The organism is Ferrovibrio sp. (genome assembly GCF_046297895.1).
Taxonomy (GTDB): Bacteria; Pseudomonadota; Alphaproteobacteria; order Ferrovibrionales; family Ferrovibrionaceae; genus Ferrovibrio.
The window spans coordinates 229,528-253,627 of sequence record NZ_JBKBHC010000008.1; the positions used below are offsets into that span (position 1 = coordinate 229,528).

26 protein-coding genes are annotated in these 24,100 nt (G+C 62.3%); 9 read left to right on the forward strand and 17 right to left on the reverse strand.

Annotated features, from left to right (window positions below):
* The first annotated feature begins 31 nt into the window (after nucleotides 1–31).
* The gene (locus ACK4FK_RS15405; RefSeq protein ID WP_409746047.1) at nucleotides 32–1,102 is read left to right on the forward strand and encodes a patatin-like phospholipase family protein; all 1,071 of its coding nucleotides are present in this window, start codon (nucleotides 32–34) and stop codon (nucleotides 1,100–1,102) included.
* Here the strand turns inward: ACK4FK_RS15405 and ACK4FK_RS15410 are convergent.
* The 9 genes from ACK4FK_RS15410 to ACK4FK_RS15450 form a co-directional block, all read right to left on the reverse strand.
* Complete coding sequence (locus ACK4FK_RS15410; RefSeq protein ID WP_409746049.1) at nucleotides 1,048–1,722, reverse strand: 2-dehydro-3-deoxy-6-phosphogalactonate aldolase; 675 nt, start codon at nucleotides 1,720–1,722, stop codon at nucleotides 1,048–1,050. The two genes, ACK4FK_RS15405 and ACK4FK_RS15410, sit on opposite strands and share 55 nt — an antisense overlap.
* Before the next feature lie 22 nt (nucleotides 1,723–1,744).
* The gene (locus tag ACK4FK_RS15415; RefSeq protein ID WP_409746051.1) at nucleotides 1,745–2,623 is read right to left on the reverse strand and encodes a 2-dehydro-3-deoxygalactonokinase; all 879 of its coding nucleotides are present in this window, start codon (nucleotides 2,621–2,623) and stop codon (nucleotides 1,745–1,747) included.
* On the reverse strand, nucleotides 2,620–3,693 hold the full coding sequence (locus ACK4FK_RS15420; RefSeq protein ID WP_409746053.1) for an ABC transporter ATP-binding protein: 1,074 nt from the start codon (nucleotides 3,691–3,693) through the stop codon (nucleotides 2,620–2,622). The genes ACK4FK_RS15415 and ACK4FK_RS15420 overlap by 4 nt, the downstream gene beginning before the upstream one ends.
* A gap of 36 nt (nucleotides 3,694–3,729) precedes the next feature.
* Nucleotides 3,730–4,566 carry a carbohydrate ABC transporter permease gene (locus ACK4FK_RS15425; protein WP_409746055.1) on the reverse strand — a complete coding sequence of 279 codons (837 nt, stop codon included), beginning with the start codon at nucleotides 4,564–4,566 and terminating at the stop codon, nucleotides 3,730–3,732.
* A complete protein-coding gene (locus tag ACK4FK_RS15430; protein WP_409746057.1) occupies nucleotides 4,563–5,408 on the reverse strand; it encodes a carbohydrate ABC transporter permease in 846 nt (281 codons plus the stop codon). Before ACK4FK_RS15430 ends, ACK4FK_RS15425 begins: the two co-directional genes overlap by 4 nt.
* Nucleotides 5,409–5,464: 56 nt before the next feature.
* Nucleotides 5,465–6,844: an ABC transporter substrate-binding protein gene (locus ACK4FK_RS15435; RefSeq protein ID WP_409746059.1), complete on the reverse strand. Its 1,380-nt coding sequence runs from the start codon at nucleotides 6,842–6,844 to the stop codon at nucleotides 5,465–5,467.
* 188 nt (nucleotides 6,845–7,032) lie between these two features.
* Complete coding sequence (locus ACK4FK_RS15440) at nucleotides 7,033–8,817, reverse strand: IlvD/Edd family dehydratase (RefSeq protein ID WP_409746061.1); 1,785 nt, start codon at nucleotides 8,815–8,817, stop codon at nucleotides 7,033–7,035.
* Nucleotides 8,818–8,844: 27 nt separating this feature from the next.
* Entirely contained in the window at nucleotides 8,845–9,741 is an 897-nt protein-coding gene (locus ACK4FK_RS15445) for a DMT family transporter (protein WP_409746062.1), read from the reverse strand.
* Complete coding sequence (locus tag ACK4FK_RS15450; protein WP_409746064.1) at nucleotides 9,734–10,441, reverse strand: GntR family transcriptional regulator; 708 nt, start codon at nucleotides 10,439–10,441, stop codon at nucleotides 9,734–9,736. Before ACK4FK_RS15450 ends, ACK4FK_RS15445 begins: the two co-directional genes overlap by 8 nt.
* Nucleotides 10,442–10,580: 139 nt before the next feature.
* On the opposite strand from ACK4FK_RS15450, the gene ACK4FK_RS15455 reads away from it, so the two are divergent.
* A complete protein-coding gene (locus tag ACK4FK_RS15455) occupies nucleotides 10,581–11,528 on the forward strand; it encodes a sugar kinase (protein ID WP_409746066.1) in 948 nt (315 codons plus the stop codon).
* 1 nt (nucleotide 11,529) lies between these two features.
* Here ACK4FK_RS15455 and ACK4FK_RS15460 read toward each other — a convergent pair whose 3' ends face one another.
* Genes ACK4FK_RS15460 through ACK4FK_RS15480 form a run of 5 tightly spaced genes read right to left on the reverse strand, consistent with a single transcriptional unit; the run spans nucleotide 11,530 to nucleotide 15,353 of the window.
* Nucleotides 11,530–12,378 carry a fumarylacetoacetate hydrolase family protein gene (locus ACK4FK_RS15460; protein ID WP_409746068.1) on the reverse strand — a complete coding sequence of 283 codons (849 nt, stop codon included), beginning with the start codon at nucleotides 12,376–12,378 and terminating at the stop codon, nucleotides 11,530–11,532.
* Between the two features lie 23 nt (nucleotides 12,379–12,401).
* Complete coding sequence (locus ACK4FK_RS15465) at nucleotides 12,402–13,151, reverse strand: SDR family oxidoreductase (protein ID WP_409746069.1); 750 nt, start codon at nucleotides 13,149–13,151, stop codon at nucleotides 12,402–12,404.
* Between the two features lie 18 nt (nucleotides 13,152–13,169).
* Nucleotides 13,170–14,378, reverse strand: coding sequence for a UxaA family hydrolase (locus ACK4FK_RS15470; protein WP_409746070.1), 1,209 nt, complete (start codon nucleotides 14,376–14,378; stop codon nucleotides 13,170–13,172).
* Nucleotides 14,375–14,689, reverse strand: a complete 315-nt coding sequence (locus ACK4FK_RS15475; RefSeq protein ID WP_409746071.1) for a UxaA family hydrolase — start codon at nucleotides 14,687–14,689, stop codon at nucleotides 14,375–14,377. Before ACK4FK_RS15475 ends, ACK4FK_RS15470 begins: the two co-directional genes overlap by 4 nt.
* On the reverse strand, nucleotides 14,676–15,353 hold the full coding sequence (locus ACK4FK_RS15480) for an RraA family protein (RefSeq protein ID WP_409746072.1): 678 nt from the start codon (nucleotides 15,351–15,353) through the stop codon (nucleotides 14,676–14,678). Before ACK4FK_RS15480 ends, ACK4FK_RS15475 begins: the two co-directional genes overlap by 14 nt.
* Before the next feature lie 147 nt (nucleotides 15,354–15,500).
* On the opposite strand from ACK4FK_RS15480, the gene ACK4FK_RS15485 reads away from it, so the two are divergent.
* Together ACK4FK_RS15485 and ACK4FK_RS15490 are read left to right on the forward strand one after the other, a co-directional pair.
* The gene (locus tag ACK4FK_RS15485) at nucleotides 15,501–16,301 is read left to right on the forward strand and encodes a hypothetical protein (RefSeq protein WP_409746073.1); all 801 of its coding nucleotides are present in this window, start codon (nucleotides 15,501–15,503) and stop codon (nucleotides 16,299–16,301) included.
* Nucleotides 16,302–16,412: 111 nt separating this feature from the next.
* Nucleotides 16,413–17,570, forward strand: a complete 1,158-nt coding sequence (locus ACK4FK_RS15490) for a YbfB/YjiJ family MFS transporter (protein WP_409746074.1) — start codon at nucleotides 16,413–16,415, stop codon at nucleotides 17,568–17,570.
* Here the strand turns inward: ACK4FK_RS15490 and ACK4FK_RS15495 are convergent, their stop codons facing one another.
* A complete protein-coding gene (locus ACK4FK_RS15495) occupies nucleotides 17,571–17,996 on the reverse strand; it encodes an OsmC family protein (RefSeq protein ID WP_409746075.1) in 426 nt (141 codons plus the stop codon).
* 126 nt (nucleotides 17,997–18,122) lie between these two features.
* Here ACK4FK_RS15495 and ACK4FK_RS15500 point away from each other — a divergent pair, with 126 nt between their 5' ends.
* From ACK4FK_RS15500 to ACK4FK_RS15515, 4 genes are read left to right on the forward strand one after another with little or no spacing between them, the layout of a single operon-like run.
* Entirely contained in the window at nucleotides 18,123–18,434 is a 312-nt protein-coding gene (locus tag ACK4FK_RS15500; RefSeq protein WP_409746076.1) for an ArsR/SmtB family transcription factor, read from the forward strand.
* Nucleotides 18,435–18,448: 14 nt separating this feature from the next.
* Entirely contained in the window at nucleotides 18,449–18,982 is a 534-nt protein-coding gene (locus ACK4FK_RS15505; protein ID WP_409746077.1) for a rhodanese-like domain-containing protein, read from the forward strand.
* 22 nt (nucleotides 18,983–19,004) lie between these two features.
* Nucleotides 19,005–19,868: an MBL fold metallo-hydrolase gene (locus ACK4FK_RS15510; RefSeq protein WP_409746078.1), complete on the forward strand. Its 864-nt coding sequence runs from the start codon at nucleotides 19,005–19,007 to the stop codon at nucleotides 19,866–19,868.
* Between the two features lie 14 nt (nucleotides 19,869–19,882).
* Nucleotides 19,883–20,659: a sulfite exporter TauE/SafE family protein gene (locus tag ACK4FK_RS15515; RefSeq protein ID WP_409746079.1), complete on the forward strand. Its 777-nt coding sequence runs from the start codon at nucleotides 19,883–19,885 to the stop codon at nucleotides 20,657–20,659.
* Here ACK4FK_RS15515 and ACK4FK_RS15520 read toward each other — a convergent pair whose 3' ends face one another.
* Entirely contained in the window at nucleotides 20,660–21,835 is a 1,176-nt protein-coding gene (locus ACK4FK_RS15520) for a 3-hydroxybenzoate 6-monooxygenase (protein ID WP_409746080.1), read from the reverse strand.
* Nucleotides 21,836–22,106: 271 nt separating this feature from the next.
* Here ACK4FK_RS15520 and ACK4FK_RS15525 point away from each other — a divergent pair, with 271 nt between their 5' ends.
* On the forward strand, nucleotides 22,107–23,399 hold the full coding sequence (locus ACK4FK_RS15525; protein ID WP_409746081.1) for a solute carrier family 23 protein: 1,293 nt from the start codon (nucleotides 22,107–22,109) through the stop codon (nucleotides 23,397–23,399).
* Nucleotides 23,400–23,450: 51 nt separating this feature from the next.
* Here the strand turns inward: ACK4FK_RS15525 and rfbD are convergent.
* A partial coding sequence (gene rfbD, locus ACK4FK_RS15530; RefSeq protein ID WP_409746082.1) for a dTDP-4-dehydrorhamnose reductase occupies nucleotides 23,451–24,100 on the reverse strand: 650 nt, incomplete at its 5' end.

A 24,100-nucleotide genomic window follows, 5' to 3' on the forward strand; every position in this document is an offset into this window, starting at 1 on the left:
TCATTCTGACATGGGCGAAACCATCCCGCCAATGCCGCTCCCGCCAAAATCAGGCAAACTGCCAAGCCGGCCCGCCACGCGGCGGACGCGCCGACGCAAGCCCATCAACCTCGCCCTGCAGGGCGGCGGCACCCATGGCGCCTTCACCTGGGGTGTGCTGGACCGCCTGCTTGAAGAAGACTGTTTCGAATTCGAAGGCATTTCCGGCACCTCGGCCGGGGCAATGAATGCCGCCGTGCTCGCAGATGGCCTGTCGCAGGGCGGACCGGGCAGAGCACGACAGGCGTTGCACGACTTCTGGCATCGCGTGGCTGAAGCTGCCCGCTTTTCCCCCTTCCGCCCCAGCCTGCTCGATCACTGGTTCAAGCTGGGCGGCATTGATTATTCTCCCAGCTATCACCTGATGGAATTGAGCAGCCGCATCGCTTCGCCCTATCAGACCGGGCCGAAGAATCACAATCCGCTGCGCAAAATCCTCGAACGGAGCCTGGATTGCGACACCCTGCATCGCTGTACGTCGGTGAAGCTGTTCGTCTGTGCCACCGACGTGCTGAGCGGCAAGATCAAGATTTTCGGCAATCGCGAAGTCACCATTGATGCCTTGCTGGCCTCGGCCTGCCTGCCGCATCTGTTCCAGGCGGTAAAGATCGGCAAGCGCTATTACTGGGATGGCGGCTTCATCGGCAATCCGCCGATCTATCCCCTGATCTACAACTGCGACAGCCGCGACGTTCTGATCGTTCAGATCAATCCTATGAACATCCCCTCGCTGCCGAAATCACCGCAGGCCATTCTCGACCGCGTCAATACCTTGAGCTTCAATTCAAGTCTCGTGCGCGAGATGCGCGCCATTGCCTTCGTGACCAGGCTTATCGAATCCGGGTTCGACGATGGCGGGCGGCTGAAACGCATGCTGATACATACCATCGACGCCGAAACCCAGTTCGCAAAGCTGGGCGCTGCCAGCAAATACAATGTCGACTGGGAGTTCCTGCAGGGTCTGTTCAAGCTTGGCCGTCAGCAGGCTGGCCGTTTTCTGCGCCAACATTACGACAGCGTCGGCCGGGCCTCTTCCACCGATATTGTCGAGAAATTCCTTTGAATCTCGCCCAAGGCCGCGATTACGCGCCTGGCGCGCTTGGCCACCTTGCGGGCCGTGAAGCCGGGCTTGTAGATGGCGGATCCCAGGCCGAAACCGGCCGCGCCCGCAGACTGCCAGGCCGCAAAATCCTCCGGATGCACACCGCCGACCGGCAGGATGGGCAGACGCGGCGGCAGCACCGCCCGCAGACTTTTCAGAACAATCGGGTTGGCCGCCTCGGCAGGAAACAGTTTCAGTGCATCGGCGCCTGCGGCAATCATGGCAAAAGCCTCGGTGGGCGTGAAAACTCCTGGTACGGCGGCCATGTCGAGAATCTTCGCCTTGTGCACCACGTCGGGATTGGCATTCGGGGCAACAATCAGGTGGCCGCCCGACATGGCCACCCGCTTGATGCATCCCGGATCGATCACCGTGCCGGCACCAATGAGTGCGCGATCCCCGAAATGCTTCGATAATGCCGCAATGCTGTCCATCGGATCGGGCGAGTTCAGCGGCACCTCGATGATACGAAAACCCGCATCATACAGGGCATCGCCGATTTCAACGACTTCGTCGGGGCGAACACCGCGCAGGATGGCGATGACTGGGCATTCCTGCAGCCAGGCTGAAAAGCTTTTCATGACACCCTCCCGGGGCAGTTTTTCATCCCCGCAGATGGCGGCTCAGACGGTATAGGCCGCGAGCCGCAGCATCTTCCGGAGCGAGGGCGGCCGGGATTCCGAGCCAGCCGCAAGCCTTAAGATAACGCGTCGCCAGTTTCTGGCCAGCGATGATTCGCACCTCGCCCCGCCATTCCGTGCCGCGCAGTTCATGTCCGATCAGCAGGCCGGATAGAAAATCCCGTGCTGCCATGGCCGCCAGTTCGTCAAACAGCCGGCGGGTACGCACGCCGAACAGGTGATGCAGCAACCCGCCCGGCCGTCCAGAAGCAGCCAGGCCGTCGCAGAAGGCAGTCTCTTCGAATTCCGCTTCGTCCTTTGGCAGCATGGCGGCGATCAGGCCATGCCGGGAAAGCAGCGCAAAAACCTCGCCCGTCATCGCCGTGGCAAAGCTGACCACCCTGCCATTCTGAAAGCGGACATGTTTGGAATGGGTGCCTGGCATGACAGCCATCCCGTCCCCAGCCGGCATATCGAGCCCGAATAGCTGGGTTTCCTCGCCGCGCATCACGTCAGGCACGCCATCCGCGTCGCGACAGGACAAGCCCGGCACGATATGGCCGATACGGCCCGCGCCAATATCCACCCGACAGAGGGCGTCGGCGAGATCGTTCAAATCCGCGGGACACTCCGCATAGGGTGCCTCACGCCACCCCTGCCGGCTCCCCACCATGCCTGACAGCAGGACAGGCCCGGAATCGACGGCCAGCCAGTCTCCGATCCGTTGCCTCAGGGCGGCGGGATAGTCCGCGGCTCCAATATCGATTATGCCGCAATCCGCCTCGCGCCGATCCAGCACGCGGCCGTCGGGTCCAATGCGATAGGCGCGAAAACTGCTGCTGCCCCAATCAACGCCGATCATGCCACCAGGCGGCGGCCGCTGGCGGCATCGAACAGGTGCACGCGGTCGAGTTGCGGCATCAGATCGAGGGTTTCGCCCGGAACGAATCCGCGGCGTTCGTTGAACACGCCGCAGATCTGCGCTCCGCCCAGTTCGGCATAGACGAAGGTATTGGCGCCCGTCGGCTCCACCACCTCGACCCGCGACGGCAGGCCGCCGCCATTCACTGGCGTAAGATGCTCGGGCCGGAAGCCATATACGACCGGCTGGCCGTCCTGGCCGCCGACATTGCCATTCAGCGGCAGATCGATGCCTGCCTCGGTAGCCACCCAGCAGCGACCGCCATCCCGGCGCAGGCGGCCACGGATCAGATTGATTGCCGGGGAACCGATGAAACCGGCCACAAACAGGTTAGCCGGAGTGTCATACAGTTCCAGCGGCGTGCCGATCTGCTCGACAATGCCGTCATGCATCACCACGATGCGGTCGGCCATGGTCATGGCCTCGATCTGGTCATGCGTCACGTAGATCGAAGTGGTCCTGAGCTGCTGATGCAGGGCCTTGATCTCCGTACGCATCTGCACGCGAAGTTTGGCGTCCAGGTTGCTCAGGGGTTCGTCGAACAGGAAGACCTGCGGATTGCGCACAATGGCGCGCCCCATGGCGACGCGCTGGCGCTGACCGCCGGACAGTTGCTTCGGATAGCGGTCCAGCAGTTCGGTCAGGCTCAGAATCTGGGCGGCCCGCTGCACCCGCTCGGCAATCACGCTCTGCTCGGCTTTGCGCAGCTTCAACGAGAAGCCCATATTCTCGCGCACGGTCATATGCGGATACAGCGCGTAATTCTGGAACACCATGGCAATGTCGCGGTCTTTGGACGGCACGTCGTTGACCACACGCTCGCCGATACGGATGGCGCCACCGGAAATTTCCTCCAGCCCCGCGATCATGCGCAGCAGGGTGGACTTGCCGCAGCCGGACGGGCCGACCAGGACGACGAATTCGCCATCCGGAATCGCGATATCGATGCCGTGGATCACTTCGAGCGCGCCATAGCGTTTGCGCACCGCCTCCACACTCACACTCGCCATATCAAACTCCCTGTCACTCGATTTCTTCTTGTATGCTCAGGACTTCACCGCCCCCGCGGTAAGTCCGGAAACCATGTAGCGCCGGAACGCATAATAGATTGCCGCAGGCGGCAGGGCATAGACCGCGCCTGTCGCCATCAGCACATTGAACGGTGCGTCATCGGTGGTGAGAAAATGCCCAAGCGCGACGGCCAGCGTGATTTCCTTATCGGCCGACAGCAGCAGGAAGGCATAGAGATATTCGTTCCAGGCAAGCAGCAGCGCATAGGTGCCGATCGCCACCAGGGATGGCGCCATCAGCGGTAAATAGATCAGGCGGAATATCTGCAGCGGACTGGCACCATCGATCCGCGCCGCCTCATCCAGCTCGTAGGGCAGCTTGTCGGCATATTGCTTCAGCACCCAGATCGCATAGGGCGATGCGAAGGTGACCATGGTCAGGATCAGGGACCATTGCGTGTTCAGCAGGCCATAAATCCCCATCACCTTGTACATCGGGATGGCCAGAAAGGCCGGCGGAATCAGGTAGGTTGCCAGCGCCATGTTGGAAACCAGCCGGCCGCCCCGCACCTTTAACCGACTGATCGCAAAAGTGGCCGTAGCCGAGATCGCCAACGTGATGAGACAGACCATCACGGCGACGAAGGCGCTGTTCCATAGCTGCTGCCAGAAATGCTCCAGATAGTAATGGCCCTGCTTCACTACGGTTTCGTAATTCTCCAGTGTCGGGCGCGAGGGCCAGATGGCGCCGGCGAAGGTCTCCACCCGGGGCGTGATTGACATGACGAACAAGTGGTAGATCGGGATCAGCGTCCAGACCAGGATCAGGACACCCACCAGCATCAGGCGGGCTTCGGAAAACATCTTCCTCATGGCTGCTCACCCTTCTTCATGCGCCGCAGCATCAGAACCAGCAACGGCAGCATGACCGGCAGGGCGACAACGACAGTGGTAACGCCGACTTCCACCTCCGACATGCCGAAGGCATACCGGATGCCGAGCGTCGCCAGAGTCTGGGTTGCATCGGCCGGTCCACCGCCGGTCAGCAGATAGATGGAATTGAAATCGCCCAGGCTCATGATGGTCGAGAGCAGGGTGCATGTGATGTAGAGGTTCCGCATGCTGGGGAAAGTGACATAGCGGAATTTCTGCAATCCGCTGGCACCATCCACATCGGCGGACTCATAGAGATCCTTAGGGATAGCCAGGCGGCCAGCCAGCATGATCAGGGTCCAGAATGGCAGGTATTTCCAGATATGGACCACGCAGATCATCGCCAGCCCGCTCCAGCGGTCGAGCAGCCAGTTCGGGCCGTCTTCCAAAGTGAAGCGGAAGATCAGCGAATTGATCATTCCCCATTCCGCATTCAGCATCCAGCGGAAGGACAGGATGGTGGGAATGGAGGGAATCGCCCAGGGCAGAATGAATATCACGCTGAGCCAGCGGATCCAGCGCTGCTCGTGCACGAAGAACCCCGAGAGCAAAAGCGCCAGGAAAAGCTTCAGGTTCACGGCGATGCCTAGGAAAATCACCGTGTTGACGATCGTGCGCAGGAAGATCGGATCGCTCCACAGGCGCACATAGCTTTTCGGATTGGTGCCCAGGATCAGGCCATAGCCGACCGGGTAGATCACCAGGGCGATGAACAGGACGATGTATGGGACCAGGAAAATCAGGCCCCAGGTCGCCTCCTGAGAGAGACGGCCTGGGGCCATTTTCCCGGCTTGCACGTCGGTAACTGCAACCACGACGGTCAGCCGTTATCTAAACGTCAGCCTTCGACGAGCTGCTTGATGCGGGCGAACATCTCGTCCACAGCCTGCTCGGGCGAAACCTTGTCCTGCACTACGCGCGACATCGCACGCCCCCAGACGTTCTCCGCGTTCACCGTGGTGAACTTGTAGTTATAAACGAAGGGGAACGGCACGGTGGGTTGCTTGACGAACTGCTGGTACACGTTCTTGCGGTGCTGGTCTTCCTGCCAGAAGGGGCGTTCCGCCGCTTCCTTGGTGACCGGGAACCAGCGGCCGAGCGAACCTTCCGTATACGGGATCAGGTTCTCAGGCTGGGCCAGAAAGGCGAGGAACTCCTTACCCCGCTTCTTGTTCGGCGCATCGGCAAACACAACAGCCAGCTTGATCGAAACCAGGTTCGGCAGCGGTTGCCCATCAGGTTTGGCCGGCCAGTTCGTGGTGCGGATCAGATCGTAGTAATTGGTCTTTGCCTGGGCGCGATCCTTCTCTTCCTTGGCATTCATCATGTCATCCATGTGCTTGCCGGGCAGAGAAATGGTCGCGTTATGCGTCATCGGCGTGGTCTTGTTGTGGAAGGCCACGTTATTGTCGACATCCTTCCATGACAGCGAGCCGGGTGGCGTGCAGCCCTTGACCACGATATCCGTATAGTCCTTCAGCGCGGCAACCATGCCGGCCTTGATCTTCGGATCGTTGATCAGCAGCTTGCCATCCTTGTCGACCGGCATGGCGTTGTAGGCATTCACATAGGACAGGAAGCTGTAGAAAGTGTCGGATGCCTCGACCGAAGAGGGGTGGCCGATGCCATACACGCGCTTGCCCTTCGCGCGCAGGCCGGGCTGCACCTTGTCGCACCAGAAGGACCAGTAGCCCTTCCAATCTTTCGGAATGTCGCTCTCCTTGAATCCGGCTTCCTCGACCATGTCCTTCCAATAATTGGCGTGCATGGTCTGCTGGTAGATCGGCATGCCGTAATAAGCGCGCTTGCCGCCCGGTCCCTGCAGATAGGCGGTATCCAGCACGCCGGGCAGGAACTTGTCCTTGTTCGGCGTGATGATGTCGGAGAGATCCTCCAGCTTGCCTTCGTAAGCCCATTTGCCGGCCGTGCGGAAATCGAAGGTCCAGCCAAAAGCGGCATCCGGCGGCGTCTTGGCTTCGACGGCGGAAACCGACTTGGTGATGATATCCTCCACGCCGAACAGGCTGAGCTCGACCGTCACGCCGGTCTTCTGCTTGAAGCGCTCGATCACCGCATTCAGCGCGGTATCCTCAGCGGGATAAAATCCCTTGTTGAACCAGACCGTGAGCTTTTCCTGCGCGAATGCAGGCGTGGCACTGGCCAGTATTGCGGCGGCGGCGACCCACCCCGCGGTTTTACGCATGGCTGACTTACGCATTTTATTCCTCCCTGCCTGACCCGTTACGGGTTTTTTCTGTCGATTTTCAATGCGACGTGGCATGCCTTCGTAGCATCTCATATATCAGTTTAGCCAGCCCAAAATCGCCTGCCAAGCCCTGTTTGCTTAGACTTAGAGCTGACGCGTACTTTCTGTCTGGCGATACGTGTACAGCTTGCGCACGGTGATCAGTGGTTATGCCGCGGGACGCCGAATGTCTCCGCAATCCGCTGATATCCCGTGGCAAAATCCAGGCAACCGCCGGTCGACAATTGCCCGACATACCGGCGCTGCAATTCCTGCCATGGCGTCTGATTCACCAGTTTGGGCGGGACCCAGGCCTTGCGCCGTTTCTCCAGTTCCTCACTGGTAATCAGGATGTCGGCTTTACGCCCCGTCAGGTCGATGCGAATCCGGTCCCCGGTCCGCAGCAGTGCCAGCCCCCCTCCGACAGCAGCCTCGGGCGAGGCATTGAGGATCGACGGGCTGGCCGAAGTACCGCTCTGCCGGCCATCGCCGATGCAGGGCAGCAGGTTAATGCCCTGCTTCACCAGCCGGTCGGGCGGCAGCATATTCACCACCTCGGCAGCCCCGGGATAACCCACGGGGCCGGTGTTGCGTATGACCAGGATGCTGTTTTCGTCGATCGGCAGGGCCGGATCGTTGATCCGGGCGTGGTAGTCCTCCGGCCCTTCAAAGACGATGGCAGTGCCCTCGAAGGCATTCGGGTCGCCTGGTCGCTCAAGATACTTGCGGCGGAATTCGGCCGAGATCACTGACGTCTTCATCACGGCCGAGTCGAACAGCGTGCCCGACAGCACCGCGAAACCGGCCTCGGGCAGCAGCGGCTGGCCATAGGGTCGGATCACATCCCGGTCCTCGCAGACGGCATCCTTGACGTTTTCGCCCATGCTGCGGCCATTCACCGTCAAGGCATCGGCATGCAGTTTGCCGGCCTCCAGCAATTCACGCATCACCGCCGGAACACCGCCGGCACGATGGAAGCCCTCACCAAGATGGGCGCCCGCCGGCATGCAGTTGACCAGCAGCGGGATATGATAGCCGATCTTGTCCCAGTCCTTCACATCCAGTTCGACACCCATATGCCGGGCGATGGCGTTCAGATGCGGCGGACAGTTGGTGGAAGCACCCAGCGCGCGGGCCGCCACGATGGCATTCTCGAAGGCCTTGCGCGTCATGATCTTTGAAGGTCGCAGGTCCTCGTGCACGATCTCCACGGCGCGACGGCCGGTTTCGTAGGCCATCTGGGCGCGTTCGCGGTAGGGCGCCGGGATCGAGGCGCAGCCGGGCAACGACATGCCCAGCGCCTCGGCCATGCTGTTCATGGAAAGCGCCGTGCCCATGGTGTTGCAGTGGCCCGGACTCGGCGCGGAGGAAGCCACCATGGCCAGGAATTCATCGTAATTGATTCGGCCGGCCGCCAGTTCCTGGCGCGCATACCAGATCACCGTGCCCGAGCCGGCCAGTTGGCCTTTGTACCAGCCATCCAGCATGGGGCCGCCCGAGAGCACGATTGCGGGGATGTCCACTGTGGCGGCAGCCATCAGCATGCCCGGCGTGGTCTTGTCGCAGCCGGTGGTGAGCACCACGCCGTCAAGCGGATAGGAATAGAGCAGTTCCGCCAGACCGAGATAAAGCAGGTTGCGGTCCAAAGCCGCCGTCGGCCGTTTGCCGGTTTCCTGGATCGGATGGGTGGGGAATTCAAAGGGGATGCCGCCGGCATCGCGGATACCGTCGCGTACCCGTTTGGCCAGTTCGAGGTGATGCCGATTGCACGGAGACAGATCGCTGCCCGACTGGGCGATGCCGATGATCGGCTTGCCGCCGCGCAATTCGGCCAGAGTCAAACCGAAATTGAGATACCGTTCCAGATACAATGCCGTCATGCCCGGATCATGCGGATTGTCGAACCATTCCCGGCTGCGCAAAGGCTTTTTCTTTTTTTCGGTCATTGTTTCACTCCCCAATCCAATATCGGCTTATGTCGGTTTGGCCAGCCGCTCGCGATGCAGCACGAACAGGCCGCTGGCGACGATGATCCCGGCTCCGGCCAGCATCGGCAGGGTCGGCAGGTCGGCAAAGAAGAGCCAACCGAGCAGAATCGCCCATAGCAGCGACGTGTAGGTATAGGGCACCACCACGGCGGCTGGCGCCAATCTCAACGACTGGTTCATGCACATATGCGCCAGCGTCGCCACCACGCCGATGAGGGCCAGATAGGCGACGTCGAGCAGTCCTACCGGCGACCAGCCCCAGGGCAGGGTCAGCAGCCCCGCCGCGCCCACCGCCAGCGTATGATAGACAATCAATGACAACGCGCCGGTCGAACGCAGCTTACGAGTGGCGATCATCATCAGGGCATAGGCCAGGCTGCCGCCAAGGGCAATCAGTGCCGGCGCGGTGAACACGCCGGCCTGCGGCTGCAGCACGAGCAGCACGCCGCAAAACCCGATTGCCACGGCGATACCGCGTCGCCAGCCAACCGCCTCGCCCAGCAGCGGGATGGCAAGCACGGTGACGATCAGCGGGGTAGCCTGATACACCGCCATCACATCGGCCAGCGGCAGATGCCGCACAGCCAGATAGAAACAGGCGACTTCTGCCACGATCAGTGCGAGACGGACGGCATGCCGACCCGGCTGCTCCAGCACAAAGACCTGTCGCCAACCGGTACGATGAACCATGGGGAGCAGGACGACCAATGCGGTAGCCGAACGGATAAACAGCAGTTGGCCGACCGCCACGCTGGCCACCATCCATTTGCCCAGTGCATCGTTGAAGGTGAACAGCGCCGTGCCAAGAAGCATGAACAGGATGCCACGCCAGTGGCCGGCTTCCAGTACAGGTGTGGTGCCGGTCAGGCTGCGTTCAGCCACTCTTGCGCTCCCGGCCGCGAGCCTGCTCCCGCAGTATGATCTGATAATCGCGCGAGGCAGCGCGGATATGCACGCCCAGCAGATTCAGCGCCTTGGTACGCTCATGCGCCTTGAGCAGCTTGACGATGTTCTGGTGCTCGGCCAGTGAGTCGCCGACGGTGCGTTCCTTCGAGGTGACGCGCGCGCGCAGGGCCTGAATTTTCATTTCCAGTTGTTGGTGCGCCACGGTCAGAAAGCGGTTGTTGGCGCGGTTCAGGATATGGCGATGGTATTCGGTATCGAGCCGGCGATAGGCCGGGATGTCGCCATCAGCAACCGCCTTCGCCATACGCTTCACATTCTGCTCCAGCGCTTCGATCAGCCCGGCCTCGTCGTTGGCCAGCGCGTCGCGCAGGGCGGCGCTTTCCAGGATCACGCGATACTGGCACATCTCGGCCGCCTCGTCGGGTGCAAGCGAAAAGACGAAACTGCCACGCTGGGGCTGGATATCGACCAGGCCTTCCAGCTTGAGCTGCAGCAGCGCCTCGCGCACCGGCGTCTTGGAAATACCGAGCTGGGCGGCCAGCACATTCTCCGACAGCGCCTCGCCCAGCATCAGCTCGCCGTTGGTGATGCGGCTACGGACGTGATCTTTCACCAGTTCGGTGAGGGATTTCGGGCGCTCCAGCCGTGCGGGGCGAACCGCGGTGTTCTTTGCCATGACGGCCTGACCTTTTCCACTGACGTCCCGCACCGTAGCAGCGGGCCTGCACGGCCTCAAGATAGTATCTGATATGTCAGTTTGCTTGCCCGGGCCGTCTGTCTCGGCTAGGAAAGACATGACAGGAGGCTGTGGGATTATGGGATTCGACATTCTCTGCCTGGGCGAGGCCATGGTGGAGTTCAACCAGACCGGCGGACCGGACAGCGACCAGTATCTGCGCGGCTTTGGCGGCGATACCTCGAACTGTGCCATCGCCGCCGCCCGACAGGGCGCCCAGGCCGCCTATTGTACCCTGCTGGGCAAGGATCCTTTCGGCGATCTGCTGCTGGATCTGTGGCGGCGCGAGGGCGTCGACACCAGCACGGTCGGCCGCCGCGAGGATGCCGCAACGGCAATCTATTTTGTCACCCATGGCGATCGTGGCCATACCTTCACCTACTACCGGAAAGACTCGGCTGCCAGCCGCATGGCGCCGGCCGACCTGCCCGGCCAGGCGCTGGAAGCCACCCACATCCTCCATGTCTCCGGCATCACTTTGGCCGTCAGCGCCAGCTTGCGCGATACCGCGATGACCGCGATTACCCGCATGCGCAAGGCCGGCCGGCTGGTTTCCTTCGATACCAACCTGCGCCTCAAGCTTTGGTCGCTGGATGCCGCGCGCCAGGCGATACACGCCGCGCTGCGGCTTTCCGATATCGCCCTGCCCAGCCTGGAAGACGCTACCGCGCTGAGCGGCCTGAACGAGCCGGCGGCGATCCTGGATTATTACCGGGCCATGGGCATCCCGCTGGTGGTGCTGAAATGCGGGGCCGAAGGCGTGCTGATTGCCAACGGGGATGGCCGCTGGCGCCTGCCGGGCCATCGCGTGCCGACGGTGGATGCCACCGGCGCCGGCGACTGTTTCGACGGCGCCTTCCTGGCGGAAATGGTGCGCGGCGCGAATCCGCTGGAAGCCGCCTGCTATGCCAACGCGGCTGCCGCGCTCACCACCATCGGCTACGGCGCGGTCGCCCCGATCCCGCGGCGCGCCGCAGTAGAGGCGTTCTTCCGCTCGGTCGGACGCACCGAGCCGGAAGCATTCTGACTTAAGCGCGATAATTCCGCACCTTTTGCCGCTGCTCGCCCAGCCCGACAATGCCGAGATGAACCGCGTCTCCATCCTTCAGATAGACTGGCGGCTTCTGTCCCATGCCGACTCCGGGCGGCGTGCCGGTGGAAATGATATCGCCCGGCTGCAGCGACATGAACTGGCTCAGATAGCTCACCAGGTAACGTACGCCATAGACCATCGTCTTGGTCGAGCCGTTCTGGAAACGCTTGCCGTTCACATCGCAGAACATGTCCAGGTTCTGCGGATCAGGCACCTCGTCGGTCGTCACCAGCCAGGGACCGATCGGACCGAAACTATCGGCGCTCTTGCCCTTGGTCCACTGGCCGTGGCGTTCGGTCTGGAAAGCCCGCTCCGATACGTCGTTGATCACGCAATAGCCGGCAACATGACTCATCGCGTCTTTTTCATCGACATAACGGGCCACAGAGCCGATCACCACGCCGAGTTCCACTTCCCAGTCGGTCTTCTGCGAGTTCTTCGGGATGATCACGTCGTCATTCGGTCCCGTGATCGCCGAAGTCGCCTTCATGAAGATGATCGGTTCGGGCGGCACCGTGGCGCCGGTCTCGGCGGCATGGTCGGAATAATTCAGGCCGATACAGATGAACTTGCCCACACGGTTGACGCAGGGCCCGAGCCGAGGATTTCCGGAGATCGCGGGCAGCGCCATGGGATCGAGGGACTTCAGTTTTGCCAGACCGGCCGGCGTCAGCGTGCTGCCGGCGATATCCGGCACCACGGTGGAAAGGTCGCGAATGACGCCCGAGGCGTCGAGCAGGCCCGGCTTCTCCTGGCCCGCAGGGCCATAGCGCAGCAGTTTCATGACGTGTCTCTCTCCTGAAGGGATTACAGCGACCAGCCGCCGTCGATGATATGAGTGGTGCCGGTGGTGAAAGCGGACTCGTCGCCGGCCAGATAAACCGCAAGCGCCGCTATCTCTTCCGCCGTGCCGAGCCGGCCGAGCGGCTGACGCGCGACAAAGCCGGCGCGGGCCTGCTCGACACCACCAGCGGTCGAAGCCTGGGCTGCGATGCGATCGTCCAGCGACGGCGTCTGGATCGTGCCGGGGCAAATCGCGTTGCAGCGGATGCCCTGCTTGATGAAATCGGCGGCGATGGCCTTGGTCAGTCCGATCACCGCCGCCTTGGTGGCACCATATACGAACCGGTTCGGCGCGCCTTTCACCGAGGATGCGGCAGAAGACATGTTGATGATGGAGCCGCCGCGACCGGCCGACAGCATGGCCGGCAACAATGCCTTGGTCATGCGGTACATCGAACGCACATTCAGGTCGAAGGAAAAATCCCAGTCCTTCTCTTCGGTTTCCAGGATCGTGCCGTGATGCACGAAACCTGCGCAGTTGAACAATATGTCGACCGCGCCAACCTCGGCCGCGAAGGCGGCGATGGCGGCGGGGTCCATGACATCCAGCCGCCGCGTGCGTATGTTCGGCAGGCTGCCGAGCTCCTTAAGCCTGGCCTCGTTCACATCGGTGGCAATCACCTTCGCCCCTTCATGAGCGAATGCTATGGCCGATGCGCGACCTATCCCCTGCGCGGCGGCCGTGATCACCGCTGTCTTGCCTTCCAGACGCATACCCGTCTCTCCGTTGCTTTAAGCGACCGCCGGCAGACAGGCCGGCCCGATCGGTTCGAAACTCTTGTAGGTGAGGATGAATTCCTGGTGCCCCAGGCCTTCAGACCTGGTCATTTCGCCGGCGCCGACGCGCTTGATCAGGTCGAAAATCTCGCGGCCGACCGTATCGAGGTCGGCGTGACCTTCCAGAATGCGGCCCGCATTCACGTCCATGTCGTCGGCCATGCGCGCATAGGTGCGCGGATTGGCGCAAACCTTGATCACCGGCGCCAGCGCCGAACCCACCACCGAGCCGCGGCCGGTGGAAAACAGGATCACGTGCGATCCGCAGGCGATCAGTTCGGCGATCTCGGCATTGTCGCTGATATTGGGAAAACCAAACCGCACTTCGCCATCCGGCACCACGTCCAGCAGGTACAGGCCGCCGCGCGGCGGGATGTCGCCAGGCTTGATAATGCCGCTGATCGGCGAGGCGCCGCTCTTGGCATAGGCGCCAAGCGATTTCTCCTCGATGGTGGTCAGCCCACCATCGGCGTTGCCCGGGGCGAAACTGGGATAGCCAAGCGTTTCATAATAATGCGCCGCCTTGGCGACGCAGGCCTTCAGTTCGCGACCCAGTTCCGGCGTGACGGCACGCTCGGCCATCCAGCCTTCCATGCCGATCAGTTCGCCGGTTTCCTCAAAAATCGCCGCGGCCTTTTCCTGCACCAGGAAATCGAAGGCGCGCCCCATCGCCGGGTTGGCGGTGAGGCCCGAGGTAGCATCCGAACCGCCGCATATGGTGCCGACCACCAATTCCGACACGGCCATGGGCTCGGTCGGCTGCTTGGCCAGGGCCGCGATCTGAGCCTCGACCCAGGCGCGCCCCTTCTCGATGGTCGCTCGCGTGCCACCATTCTCCTGAATCGCCAACAATTCGACCGGCCGGCCGCTTTCCCTGATCGTGCGCTCCAGGACCTTCTTGTTGAAACCCTCGCAACCAAGCGACACCAGCAATACGGCACCGACATTGGGATGGGTGCATAGCCGCTGCATCATCTTCAACGCATAGGCATTGGGGTAACAGCCGGGGAAACCGATCACATGGGCGCCCTCTTCGCGATAAGGCCAGGCGATTTCCTTGACCACGTGATGGGCGCATTCCACCAGATAGGCAACTGCAACATAGTTGCGAATGCCCTTGCGGCCATCCGCCCGGCGCCAGCCGCGCATCGTTACGTCACTCATGGTGCCGCCTCCACCGCTACCGTATTGGGCATGTAATCGCTGGCGACGTTATGGTTGTGCACGTACTCGCCCAACGCAATATCTGCCGTCGCCCGTCCGATCGGCGCGCCGTATTTCACGATCCTTTCGCCGACCGCGATATTGCGCAGGGCGATCTTGTGTCCGAATCCCAGCGCTCGTTGCAGCCGTACCGTGGCGCCGGCCACCTGTAATTCGGTTCCGGCCGGGATCTCCAGCCGTGCCACCGCGATATTGTCGCCCGGCGCCAGCATCAGCAGGCGCGGATCGGTTGCCAGATCAGAACTTGCCATACTTCAGATACGCCTCCTGCGGGTCCATGCCGGCCATGATGTTCCGGCGCACCTCGCCTTCGGTCCCCATCACCTCCTCGGTGCGGGCGACCGCTGCCTCAACCATGCCAGCGGGTATAACCACCACGCCGTCGCGGTCGGCGATCACGTAATCGCCGCTCGAAATCGTCACGCTGCCGATGGTTATCGGCGCGCCGAAACTGTTGGGCACCCAGCGCGCCACGATGTCGGATGGCGTGAAAAAACTGCACCAGACCGGAAAACCGATCTGCTCCACCATCGCCGCATCGCGGCAGCCGCCATCCACGATATAGCCTCGCACGCCCTTGAGCTGCAGCGCCGAAGCTGAGAGCTCGCCCATCAGCGCTACCTCGTGGTTATGGGGTTGGCACATCACCACGCGGCCCGGCGGGGCCTTGGATAAAACGCCGGTCCACTCCAGCAGGGTTTCGTGGGCGGTCTTGGTGCGGTCGATATGACCGCTGACCGTCCAGACCTGTCCGGCAAGGGTCTGCGTCGGCATGAGCGGCCGGATTTCTGGCGGCAAGACGCAATTGTCATGGCCCTGCGCCCGCAGCACGTCATGCACTGCCGAGGCGTAACAGCGACTTAGGCGGTCGGCCAGCGGATCGGGCGGCGGGGCGCTCGGCTGGGTTCCGGGCATCGTTTCTCCCATCTGATATATCAGTTAGACGGACTTTAGCCAGATTCCCCGGGGCTGGCTAGTCGCCGGCACAATGCGGTTGATGCCTGCCGCCCCGCGGGCCGATAATGAAAGCCATTGGTGAGGGACAACGGGAAGGATACAGCCATGATCAAGAAAATCGCATTGGCCATAGCCATCGTCGTGCTCGCCATTGCCGGCGCCGCCTATTACTTCGCCTCCAACCTCGACAGCCTGGTGAAGGCCGTGATCGAGCGTTACGGCACGGAGGCCACCCAGGCGCGCGTTACCCTGAAGTCGGTCGAATTGAAGCCCGCTTCGGGCAGCGGCAGCCTCAGCGGCCTGGTGGTCGGCAATCCCAAGGGCTTCAGCGGCGCCGAAGCCATCTCGCTGGGCGATATCCGCATCACATTGGATATTGCCAGCCTGCAGTCCAATCCGATCATCATCAAGGACGTGCAGATCATCCAGCCGTCGATCAGCTACGAATATGCCAGTGGTGGCGGCAATCTGGAGACCATCCAGAAGAACGTACAGGCCTATGCCGCCAGATTCGGCGGCGGCCAGACCGAACCCAAGGCCGGCACGGCATCCACCGGCGGCTCAGCCAGCAAACAGCCCGAACGCAAGGTGATTATCGAAAATCTGGTGATCCGTGATGGCAGGATCGCTGCCAGCCACGCGGCCCTGCAGGGCCGGGCCATCTCGGCCAGCCTGCCCACCATCCAGTTGAAGGATATCGGCAAGGGCAGCAACGGCGCCACGCCCGCCGAGGTCGCCGAGAAGGTGATCGGCACCATCAGCGCCCAGGCCTCGCGTGTCGCAACCGGCGAACTGCAGAAGCAGCTTGGCAACCTGCTGAAGGATCAGGCCGGTGCCGTTGGCGGTGCTGCGGGCGGAGCGGCCGGTGGCGCGGCCGAGAAACTCAAGGGCCTGCTTGGCAAATAGCCCTGCAAAAATGCATGTGAGCCATCGCCAAATATTATGGCCGCAACGGTCGTCGAGGGAATATGGGCGGGTTAGCATGCCCGCCCGTTCCTTTATTGCCTCCTGGTCTCGATGATCAATCCTGTCTGGCACGGCGCCTTGGCTGGGCTCTGTGCGCTTCTGGTCGGTATCGGTTTCGCGCGCTTCGGCTATACGCCGCTGATCCCCGTGCTGATCGAACGCGACTGGCTCAGTGCTGCCGACGCGGCCTATCTGGGCGCCACCAACCTGGCCGGCTATGTCGGCGGCAGCCTTCTGGCGGCCAGCCTGGCCCGCCTGATGCCGGTAGCAACAATGACCCGTGCCGCCATGGTGCTGACCGGCCTAAGCCTGCTGGCCTGCGCCCTGCCCTGGGGTTTTGCCTGGTTCGCGCCATGGCGTTTCCTTGCCGGCTTCACCGGCGGCTTGCTGATGGTGGCTGCCGTGCCGCTGATGCTGGCACGAGCGCCAGCCACTCACCGCGCGCGCAGCAACGGCATCGTCTTCACCGGGGTTGGCATCGGCGTGATCGCATCGGGTACGCTTGTACCGGCCGTCGCCGGCTACGGCCCGATACCGGTCTGGCTGGGCCTGGGCCTGGTCACCCTGCTGCTGGCAGCGCTGACATGGCGGCAATGGGGCATCGAACCGGCGGCCTCGCCGGCGCAGACTGGTGCGGCGCCGCGCAATTTCACCCTGCCGGTCGCCTTGCTGCTGGCGGCCTATACCATCGATTCCGCCGGCTTCGTGCCGCACACCGTGTTTTGGGCCGACTATATTGCGCGCGGCCTGGGTCGCGGCGTCGCCGCCGGTGGACTGTTCTGGGTATTCTTCGGCATCGGGGCGTTGTGCGGCCCGCTGCTGGCCGGATTGATCGCCGAACGTTTTGGCTTCTATCGCAGCATTGTCGGCGTGCTGCTGGTCAAATCCGCCGCCGTCGCCATACCCCTGCTCAGCACGCATCCGGTAGCATTGGCGATTTCCGCCGTCACGGTCGGCGCCCTCACGCCTGGCGTATCGGCGCTGGCCTCTGGTCGCGTCGCCGAACTGGTCGGCTTCGCGGCGCATCGTCAGGTCTGGGGCTGGCTCACGGGCGGCTTTGCGCTCTCATCTGCGGCCGTCGGTTACGCCTTCTCCTACCTGTTCGATCGCACCGGCTCCTACAACCTGCTTTTCGCCCTGGGCGCTGCCGGATTGTTCGTCGCCATGCTGCTGGCCGCGACGGCGCGGCAGAAGCCCGCGACCGACTGATCAGGCCAGTGACGTCTGTATGTCGGAACCGTGGCTCAGCGTCTGATGCACCGGGCATTTGTTGGCAATCTCCAGCAGGCGCTGGCGCTGCTCCTCGCTCAGGTCGCCTTCCAGTGTGATCACGCGTTCGAACCGGTCGAGCGGTTTGCCATCTGCACCGGCCACCTTGCTGTGGCGCACCTGCACCGAACTGCGAACCAGCGGCCATTGCTTGCGTTCGGCATACATGCGCATCGTCATCGCCGTGCAAGCCCCTAAACCCGACATTACCAGTTCGTAGGGGTCAGGGCCCGTGTCGCGCCCGCCGAGGCTTTCCGCCTCGTCCGCCGCCAGCACATGCCGGCCGGCCACAATGATCTGTCCATACGGGCCCAGGCCGCTTTCGCCGACCGAGATTTCCCGGGAACCTTTAGCTGACGCAGTCATGCCGTTCTCCTTAAGAGCCTGTAATTTCAACACAAAGCAGAAAGACTCGGTTATCTACACTTCCGGCATTGACAATTATATTATGAATATCTAATTTAGTAACATCTAATTTAATGGAACCTCCCAATGGACGCAGCCCTGCTTGACCAACTCAGTGCCAGCGCCGCCCAGGCCAGTCATTTCCTGCGCAGCCTGGCCAACGAAAAGCGCCTCCTCGTACTCTGCCAGCTGATGGAGGGAGAACGCTCCGTCGGCAGCCTAGCGGCCCAGGTGGATCTTAGCCAGTCGGCCCTCTCGCAGCACCTGACCAAGCTGCGCGAGGACGGTCTGGTAGCAACCCGGCGCGATGGCCAGACCATCTACTATCGTCTCGCTGACCGCCGCGTCGAGGCGATTATCACCCTGCTCTACGAGCAGTTCTGCAAAACAAACTGCTAAGCCAAGGAACAACCATGACCGCGATTCCCAAAATCGACCCACAAACCCTTCAGCAGCGCCTGCAGGCCGGCGAAGTAGTGCTGATCGACATCCGCGAGCCTTCCGAATATGCGCGCGAGCATATCCACGGTGCCCGCCTGGTGCCGCTGAATGCCATCGATACCCACGATTTCGACGCCGAGCGTAACAAGGTGGCCGTCTTTACCTGCCGAAGCGGCAACCGCACCGCCATGAATGCCTCGCGCCTGCTCGCCAAGGGCTTCCGCGAAGCCTACGTGTTGGCTGGCGGCCTCGACGGCTGGAAAAAGGCCGGACTGCCAGTTCATTTCAACGCAAAGGCCCCGCTTGATCTTCAGCGGCAGGTGCAGATCGCCGCCGGCGGCATGGCGCTGCTGGGCGCGGTTCTGGCCTTGCTGGTTTCGCCCTGGTTCATCGCCCTGAGCGGTTTCGTCGGCGCGGGACTCATGGTGGCCGGCGCAACCGGCTTCTGCGGTATGGCCCGCCTGCTGGCCGTCATGCCATGGAATCGCAAGATTCTCGCTGCCTAATATCATTGAAACGGAAAGCATCATGAAACCGCTTATCCAGGCCTTTTTCGACGAAGCAACATTTACCGTCAGTTATGTCGTCGGCGACCCATCCACCAAGGCATGCGCCATCATCGACTCCGTGCTGGATTACGATCCGGCCTCGGGCCGCACGGACAAGAAGTCGGCCGATGCCGTGATCGCCTACGTGCGGCGCGAAGGCCTGATGGTGCAGTGGATCCTGGAAACTCATGTCCATGCCGACCATCTTTCCGCAGCTCCCTATCTGAAGCAGGAACTGGGTGGCCGTATCGGTATCGGATTCAACATCACGGTGGTGCAGAACACGTTTGGCAAGATCTTCAATGCCGGCACCGAATTTGCCCGTGATGGCAGCCAGTTCGATCATCTGCTGAATGATGGCGAGTCCTTCAGCGTTGGCAGCATCGCGGCAAAGGCTATGCATACGCCCGGCCATACACCAGCCTGCATGACCTATGTGATCGGCGATGCCGCTTTTGTCGGAGACACATTATTCATGCCCGATTTCGGCACCGCGCGCTGTGATTTCCCCGGCGGCGACGCCCGCGAGCTATACCGTTCGATCCGCCGGATCTTCACTCTGCCGGCGGAAACCCGTCTTTTCATGTGTCACGATTACAAGGCGCCTGGCCGCGATGAGTATCGCTGGGAAACCACCGTTGCCGAAGAGCGCGCCAGAAACATCCATGTGCACGATGGTATCAGCGAGGATGAATTTGTTGCGATGCGCACCAAGCGCGACGCCACGCTTGACATGCCGCGCCTGATCCTGCCGTCAGTGCAGGTAAACATGCGTGCCGGCCACATGCCACCAGCCGAATCCAACGGCATGCGGTATATGAAAATCCCAGTCGACGCCCTCTAGGCTGTATCTGCGTCATGCTTGCCACATCTCTTGAACAGGCGGCCATTGCCGTCGCCTCCGGCAGCGTCGTCGGCTTTTCGCTGGCGCTCGTCGGCGGCGGAGGTTCGATCCTGGCGGTCCCGGCCCTGCTCTATCTTGTCGGCATCACCAATACCCATGTCGCCATCGGCACCAGTGCGTTGGCCGTGGCCATCAATGCCTTCGCCAATCTGGCTCAACATGCCCGCAAGCAGACCGTAAAGTGGCCCTGCGCCACTGTATTCGCTGTATCCGGTGTCGCTGGCGCTGCGCTGGGCTCGACACTCGGCAAGCTGGTTGACGGGCGGCATCTGCTGCTGTTGTTTGCCGCCGTCATGGTGCTTGTGGGAGTCGCCATGCTGAGACCCAAAGCCGCAGAGGGAGATTCCGCTGTGCGAATCACTCCGGCTATTGGCTTCAAGCTCATGTTGATCGGCCTGCTCACCGGCACGGTCAGCGGCTTTTTCGGCATCGGCGGCGGCTTCCTGATCGTGCCCGGCATCATGCTGGGCAGCGGCATGCCGATGATCAATGCCGTTGCCTCTTCGCTCTTCTCCGTCGGCAGCTTCGGCCTGACTACAGCGGCAAACTACGCCTGGTCAGGCTTGATCGATTGGACGATTGCCGGCTGGTTCATCGGGGGCGGCATCCTGGGCGGCGTACTGGGCACACGCATGGCGTTGAAAGCCGCCAAATACAAGGGGCTGCTTAATCGCATCTTTGCCGCGCTGATCTTTCTGGTCGCCGGCTATATCGCCTGGCGCAGCCTTTAGTCAGCCGCCATACAGCCACTGGTTTCCGGCATAGGCCTGGTCGGCGGTCCGGCCGCTCAGGAAGGCGTTGCGCAACTCGCGCACTGGACCCGTGGCATGGTAAAAGTCGCCATAGACGCGTGCCATAAGCTGTACCCGTGCCGTGCGCAGATAACGCTCCTTCTGATAGGCCAGGAAGGCTGCATTGGGATCGTCGCGCCGCGCGGCCAGCTTCTCGGCCAGGCAGACGGCATCTTCCATAGCCATGCAGGCGCCCTGCGCCAGGTATTGCAGCATGGGATGTGCCGCGTCGCCCAGCAGCGTGATGCGGCCCTTCGTCCAGTTTTCCACCGGCTCGCGGTCGCACAGCACCCACATGCGCCAGGATTCGATCTTGTTCAGCAGGGTATGCACCTGCGGCTGCTGGTTCTGGAAGCGCTCGTTCAGTTCGGCCACGTCCCCGTAACTGTTCCAGCCTTCCTCGTAGCGGTTGGAATGGAATACCGCGACCAGGTTGTAGAGCTCGCCACGTCGTAGCGGGTAATGCACCAGATGCGTCTTTGGCCCGGCCCACAGCACCACGTTGTTCTCGCGCTGGGCCTCGGGCACTTCCGCCAGCGGCAAAACGGCACGATAGGCAATATGGCCCGAAACGCGCGGTTTGCCGTCGCCGACCACATGCTCGCGAAAGCCCGACCATAACCCGTCGCAGGCAATGATGCTGTCACCCTCGATCACTGTGCCATCGGCCAGTGTCACCGCGACGCTGTCGCCCTGATCGACATGGCCGGTCACTTTCGCATTCGTATGCAGGCTGACCAGCGGCTGCGCGCGGCAGGACTGCAGCAGGGCGTCATGCAGGTCGGCACGGTGGATCACGCCATAGGGCTGGCCGTAATGCTTCAGCGCACGCTCGCCCATCGGGATGCGCGTCACTTCTTCGCCGGTCAGTGCGTCGCGCATGATCAGGTTGTCGGGGAACACGGCGATGGCATCCACCGCCTTGCGGATGCCGAGCATGTCGAAGCGCCGGAAGGCATTGGGCCCGATCTGGATACCGGCGCCGACTTCGCGGAATTCTGTCGACTGTTCGAGCAGAATGGAGCGCAGCCCCTTCAGCGCCAGCGCCAAAGCCGCCGCAAGGCCGCCGATGCCGCCACCAACGATAATGATCGGGCGATCCTGTACCGCCACCATGCTGTCCTCCCCGGCGCCCTTTTTGATGGCGCTTATAATCTGTGTACGGATTATATTTAGTTTAATGCCGCGCCTTACTGGCGGCAAGTAATTTTTGGCAGCCCGCCAGGGTCTGGCGGCGCAACAAAAAAAATACGCACTTCCTCCTATGGGCGAATCGGAAACGGCGTTTGACACGTCCGCGCGAAGGGGCGAATGATCGACTTTAGTCTAAGACTCGGCCGCACAACGGATGCAGGCCGAACATCAACGCACTGCCTTGGAGGGGATAATGGCACAACAGGATGACGGCGGTTTCCTGCCGAAATGGACGCTCAAAACCAGCGGCGTGATCGCACCGGATGAACGCCTGCCCTGGGGCCAGACCGTGGTCGCCGGCCTGCAGCATGTGGTGGCCATGTTCGGCGCCACGGTGCTTGCGCCGATCCTGATGGGTTTCGATCCCAACGTATCGATCCTGTTCTCTGGCATCAGCACGCTGATTTTCTTCGTCATCACCCGGGGCAGGCTGCCGAGCTATCTGGGCTCCAGTTTCTCCTTCATCGCCGTGGTGATCGCCGCCACCGCCTATAGCGGCAGCGGTCCCAACCCGAACATCGCCGTGGCCTTGGGCGGCATCATTGCCGCCGGCGCCGTCTATGCGGTGATCGGTCTGATCGTGATGATGGCCGGTCATCGCTGGATCGAGACGCTGATGCCGCCGGTGGTGACCGGCGCCATCGTTGCGGTGATCGGCCTCAATCTCGCCCCGATCGCGGTCAAAGGCGTCAGCGCCAGCGGCTTCGACGCCTTCATCGGCCTGTTCACGGTGGTGGCCGTTGGCATGGTAGCCGTCTATGCCGGCGCCACGGCCCAGCGCCTGCCGATTCTGCTGGGCGGCCTGGCCGCCTACATCCTCTACGCCGTGCTGGCCAACGGCATGGGGATGGGCAAGCCGATCGACTTCTCCGGCGTGGCGGCAGCAGCCTGGTTCGGCATGCCAAACTTCACCGCGCCGGTCTTCCAGCCCAGCGCCATGGCGCTGATCGCACCGGTTGCCATCATCCTGGTGGCCGAGAACCTGGGCCATGTGAAGGCCATAGGCGTGATGACGGGCCGTAACATGGATCCGCTGCTGGGCCGCGCCTTCCTGGGCGACGGCATCGCCACCATGGTATCGGGTGCCGGCGGCGGCACCGGCATGACCACCTATGCCGAGAACATGGGCGTGATGGCGGTGACCAAGATCTTCTCCACCCTGCTGTTCGTGGTGGCGGCCCTGTTCGCCCTGCTGCTCGGCTTCTCGCCCAAATTCGGCGCGCTGATCCTCACCATCCCTGGCCCCGTTCTGGGCGGCCTGGCGCTGGTGGTGTTCGGCCTGATCTCGGCCACGGCCGGCCGTATCTGGGTCGAAAACAAGGTGGATTTCTCCAGCCCGCGCAACCTGATCACCGTGGGCGTCGCGCTCACCGTCGGCGCGGGCGACCTGATGCTGAAGTTCGGCGGCTTCTCGCTGGGCGGCATCGGCACCGCCACCTTCGGCGCCATCATCCTCTATCACATCCTGAACGGCAAAAAGGCGTGAAGCCTGAGCCATTGCGACACCGGCCCGCGGCAGCAATGCCGCGGGCTATTTTTATGCCAGCAGCCGCTTTACGCAGGCGCGCACGCCGTCCTGCCATGGCGGCAGACGGATGCCATAGATGGCCTGGATATGGCTGCAATCCAGTACCGAATTGGCCGGTCGCTTCACGGGCGTAGGATACTCCGCCGTCGCGATCGGATCGATCGGCACCGCACCTAGACCCAGATCAGCGCGTACGGCCATCACTTCGGATGCCAGCCCGTGCCAGGTGGTGCTGCCGCTGCCGGCCAGGTGGAAGACGCGGAACAGCGCGTCATTATGCGGTTCCATCGTCATACGCTGTGCCATACTGACGATGGCGTGGGCCAGATGTGGCGCATAGGTCGGCGACCCATGCTGGTCGCTCACCACCCGCAACCGGTCGCGCTCGCCAGCCAGTCGTAGCATGGTGCGCACGAAATTGGCGCCGAAGGGAGAATGCACCCAGGCTGTGCGCAGGATGGCCGCATGGGCACCGGACTCCTGCACGGCCAACTCGCCCTCGTATTTCGAGCGAGCATAGACCGCCTGCGGATTGCAGGAGTCGGTTTCTACATAGGGATCGGGTTTTGAACCGTCGAAAACATAGTCAGTGGAAATATGGATCAGCGGCAGGCCGAGCTGGGCGCAACTGGTGGCCAGCGCGCCGGCACCATCGCGGT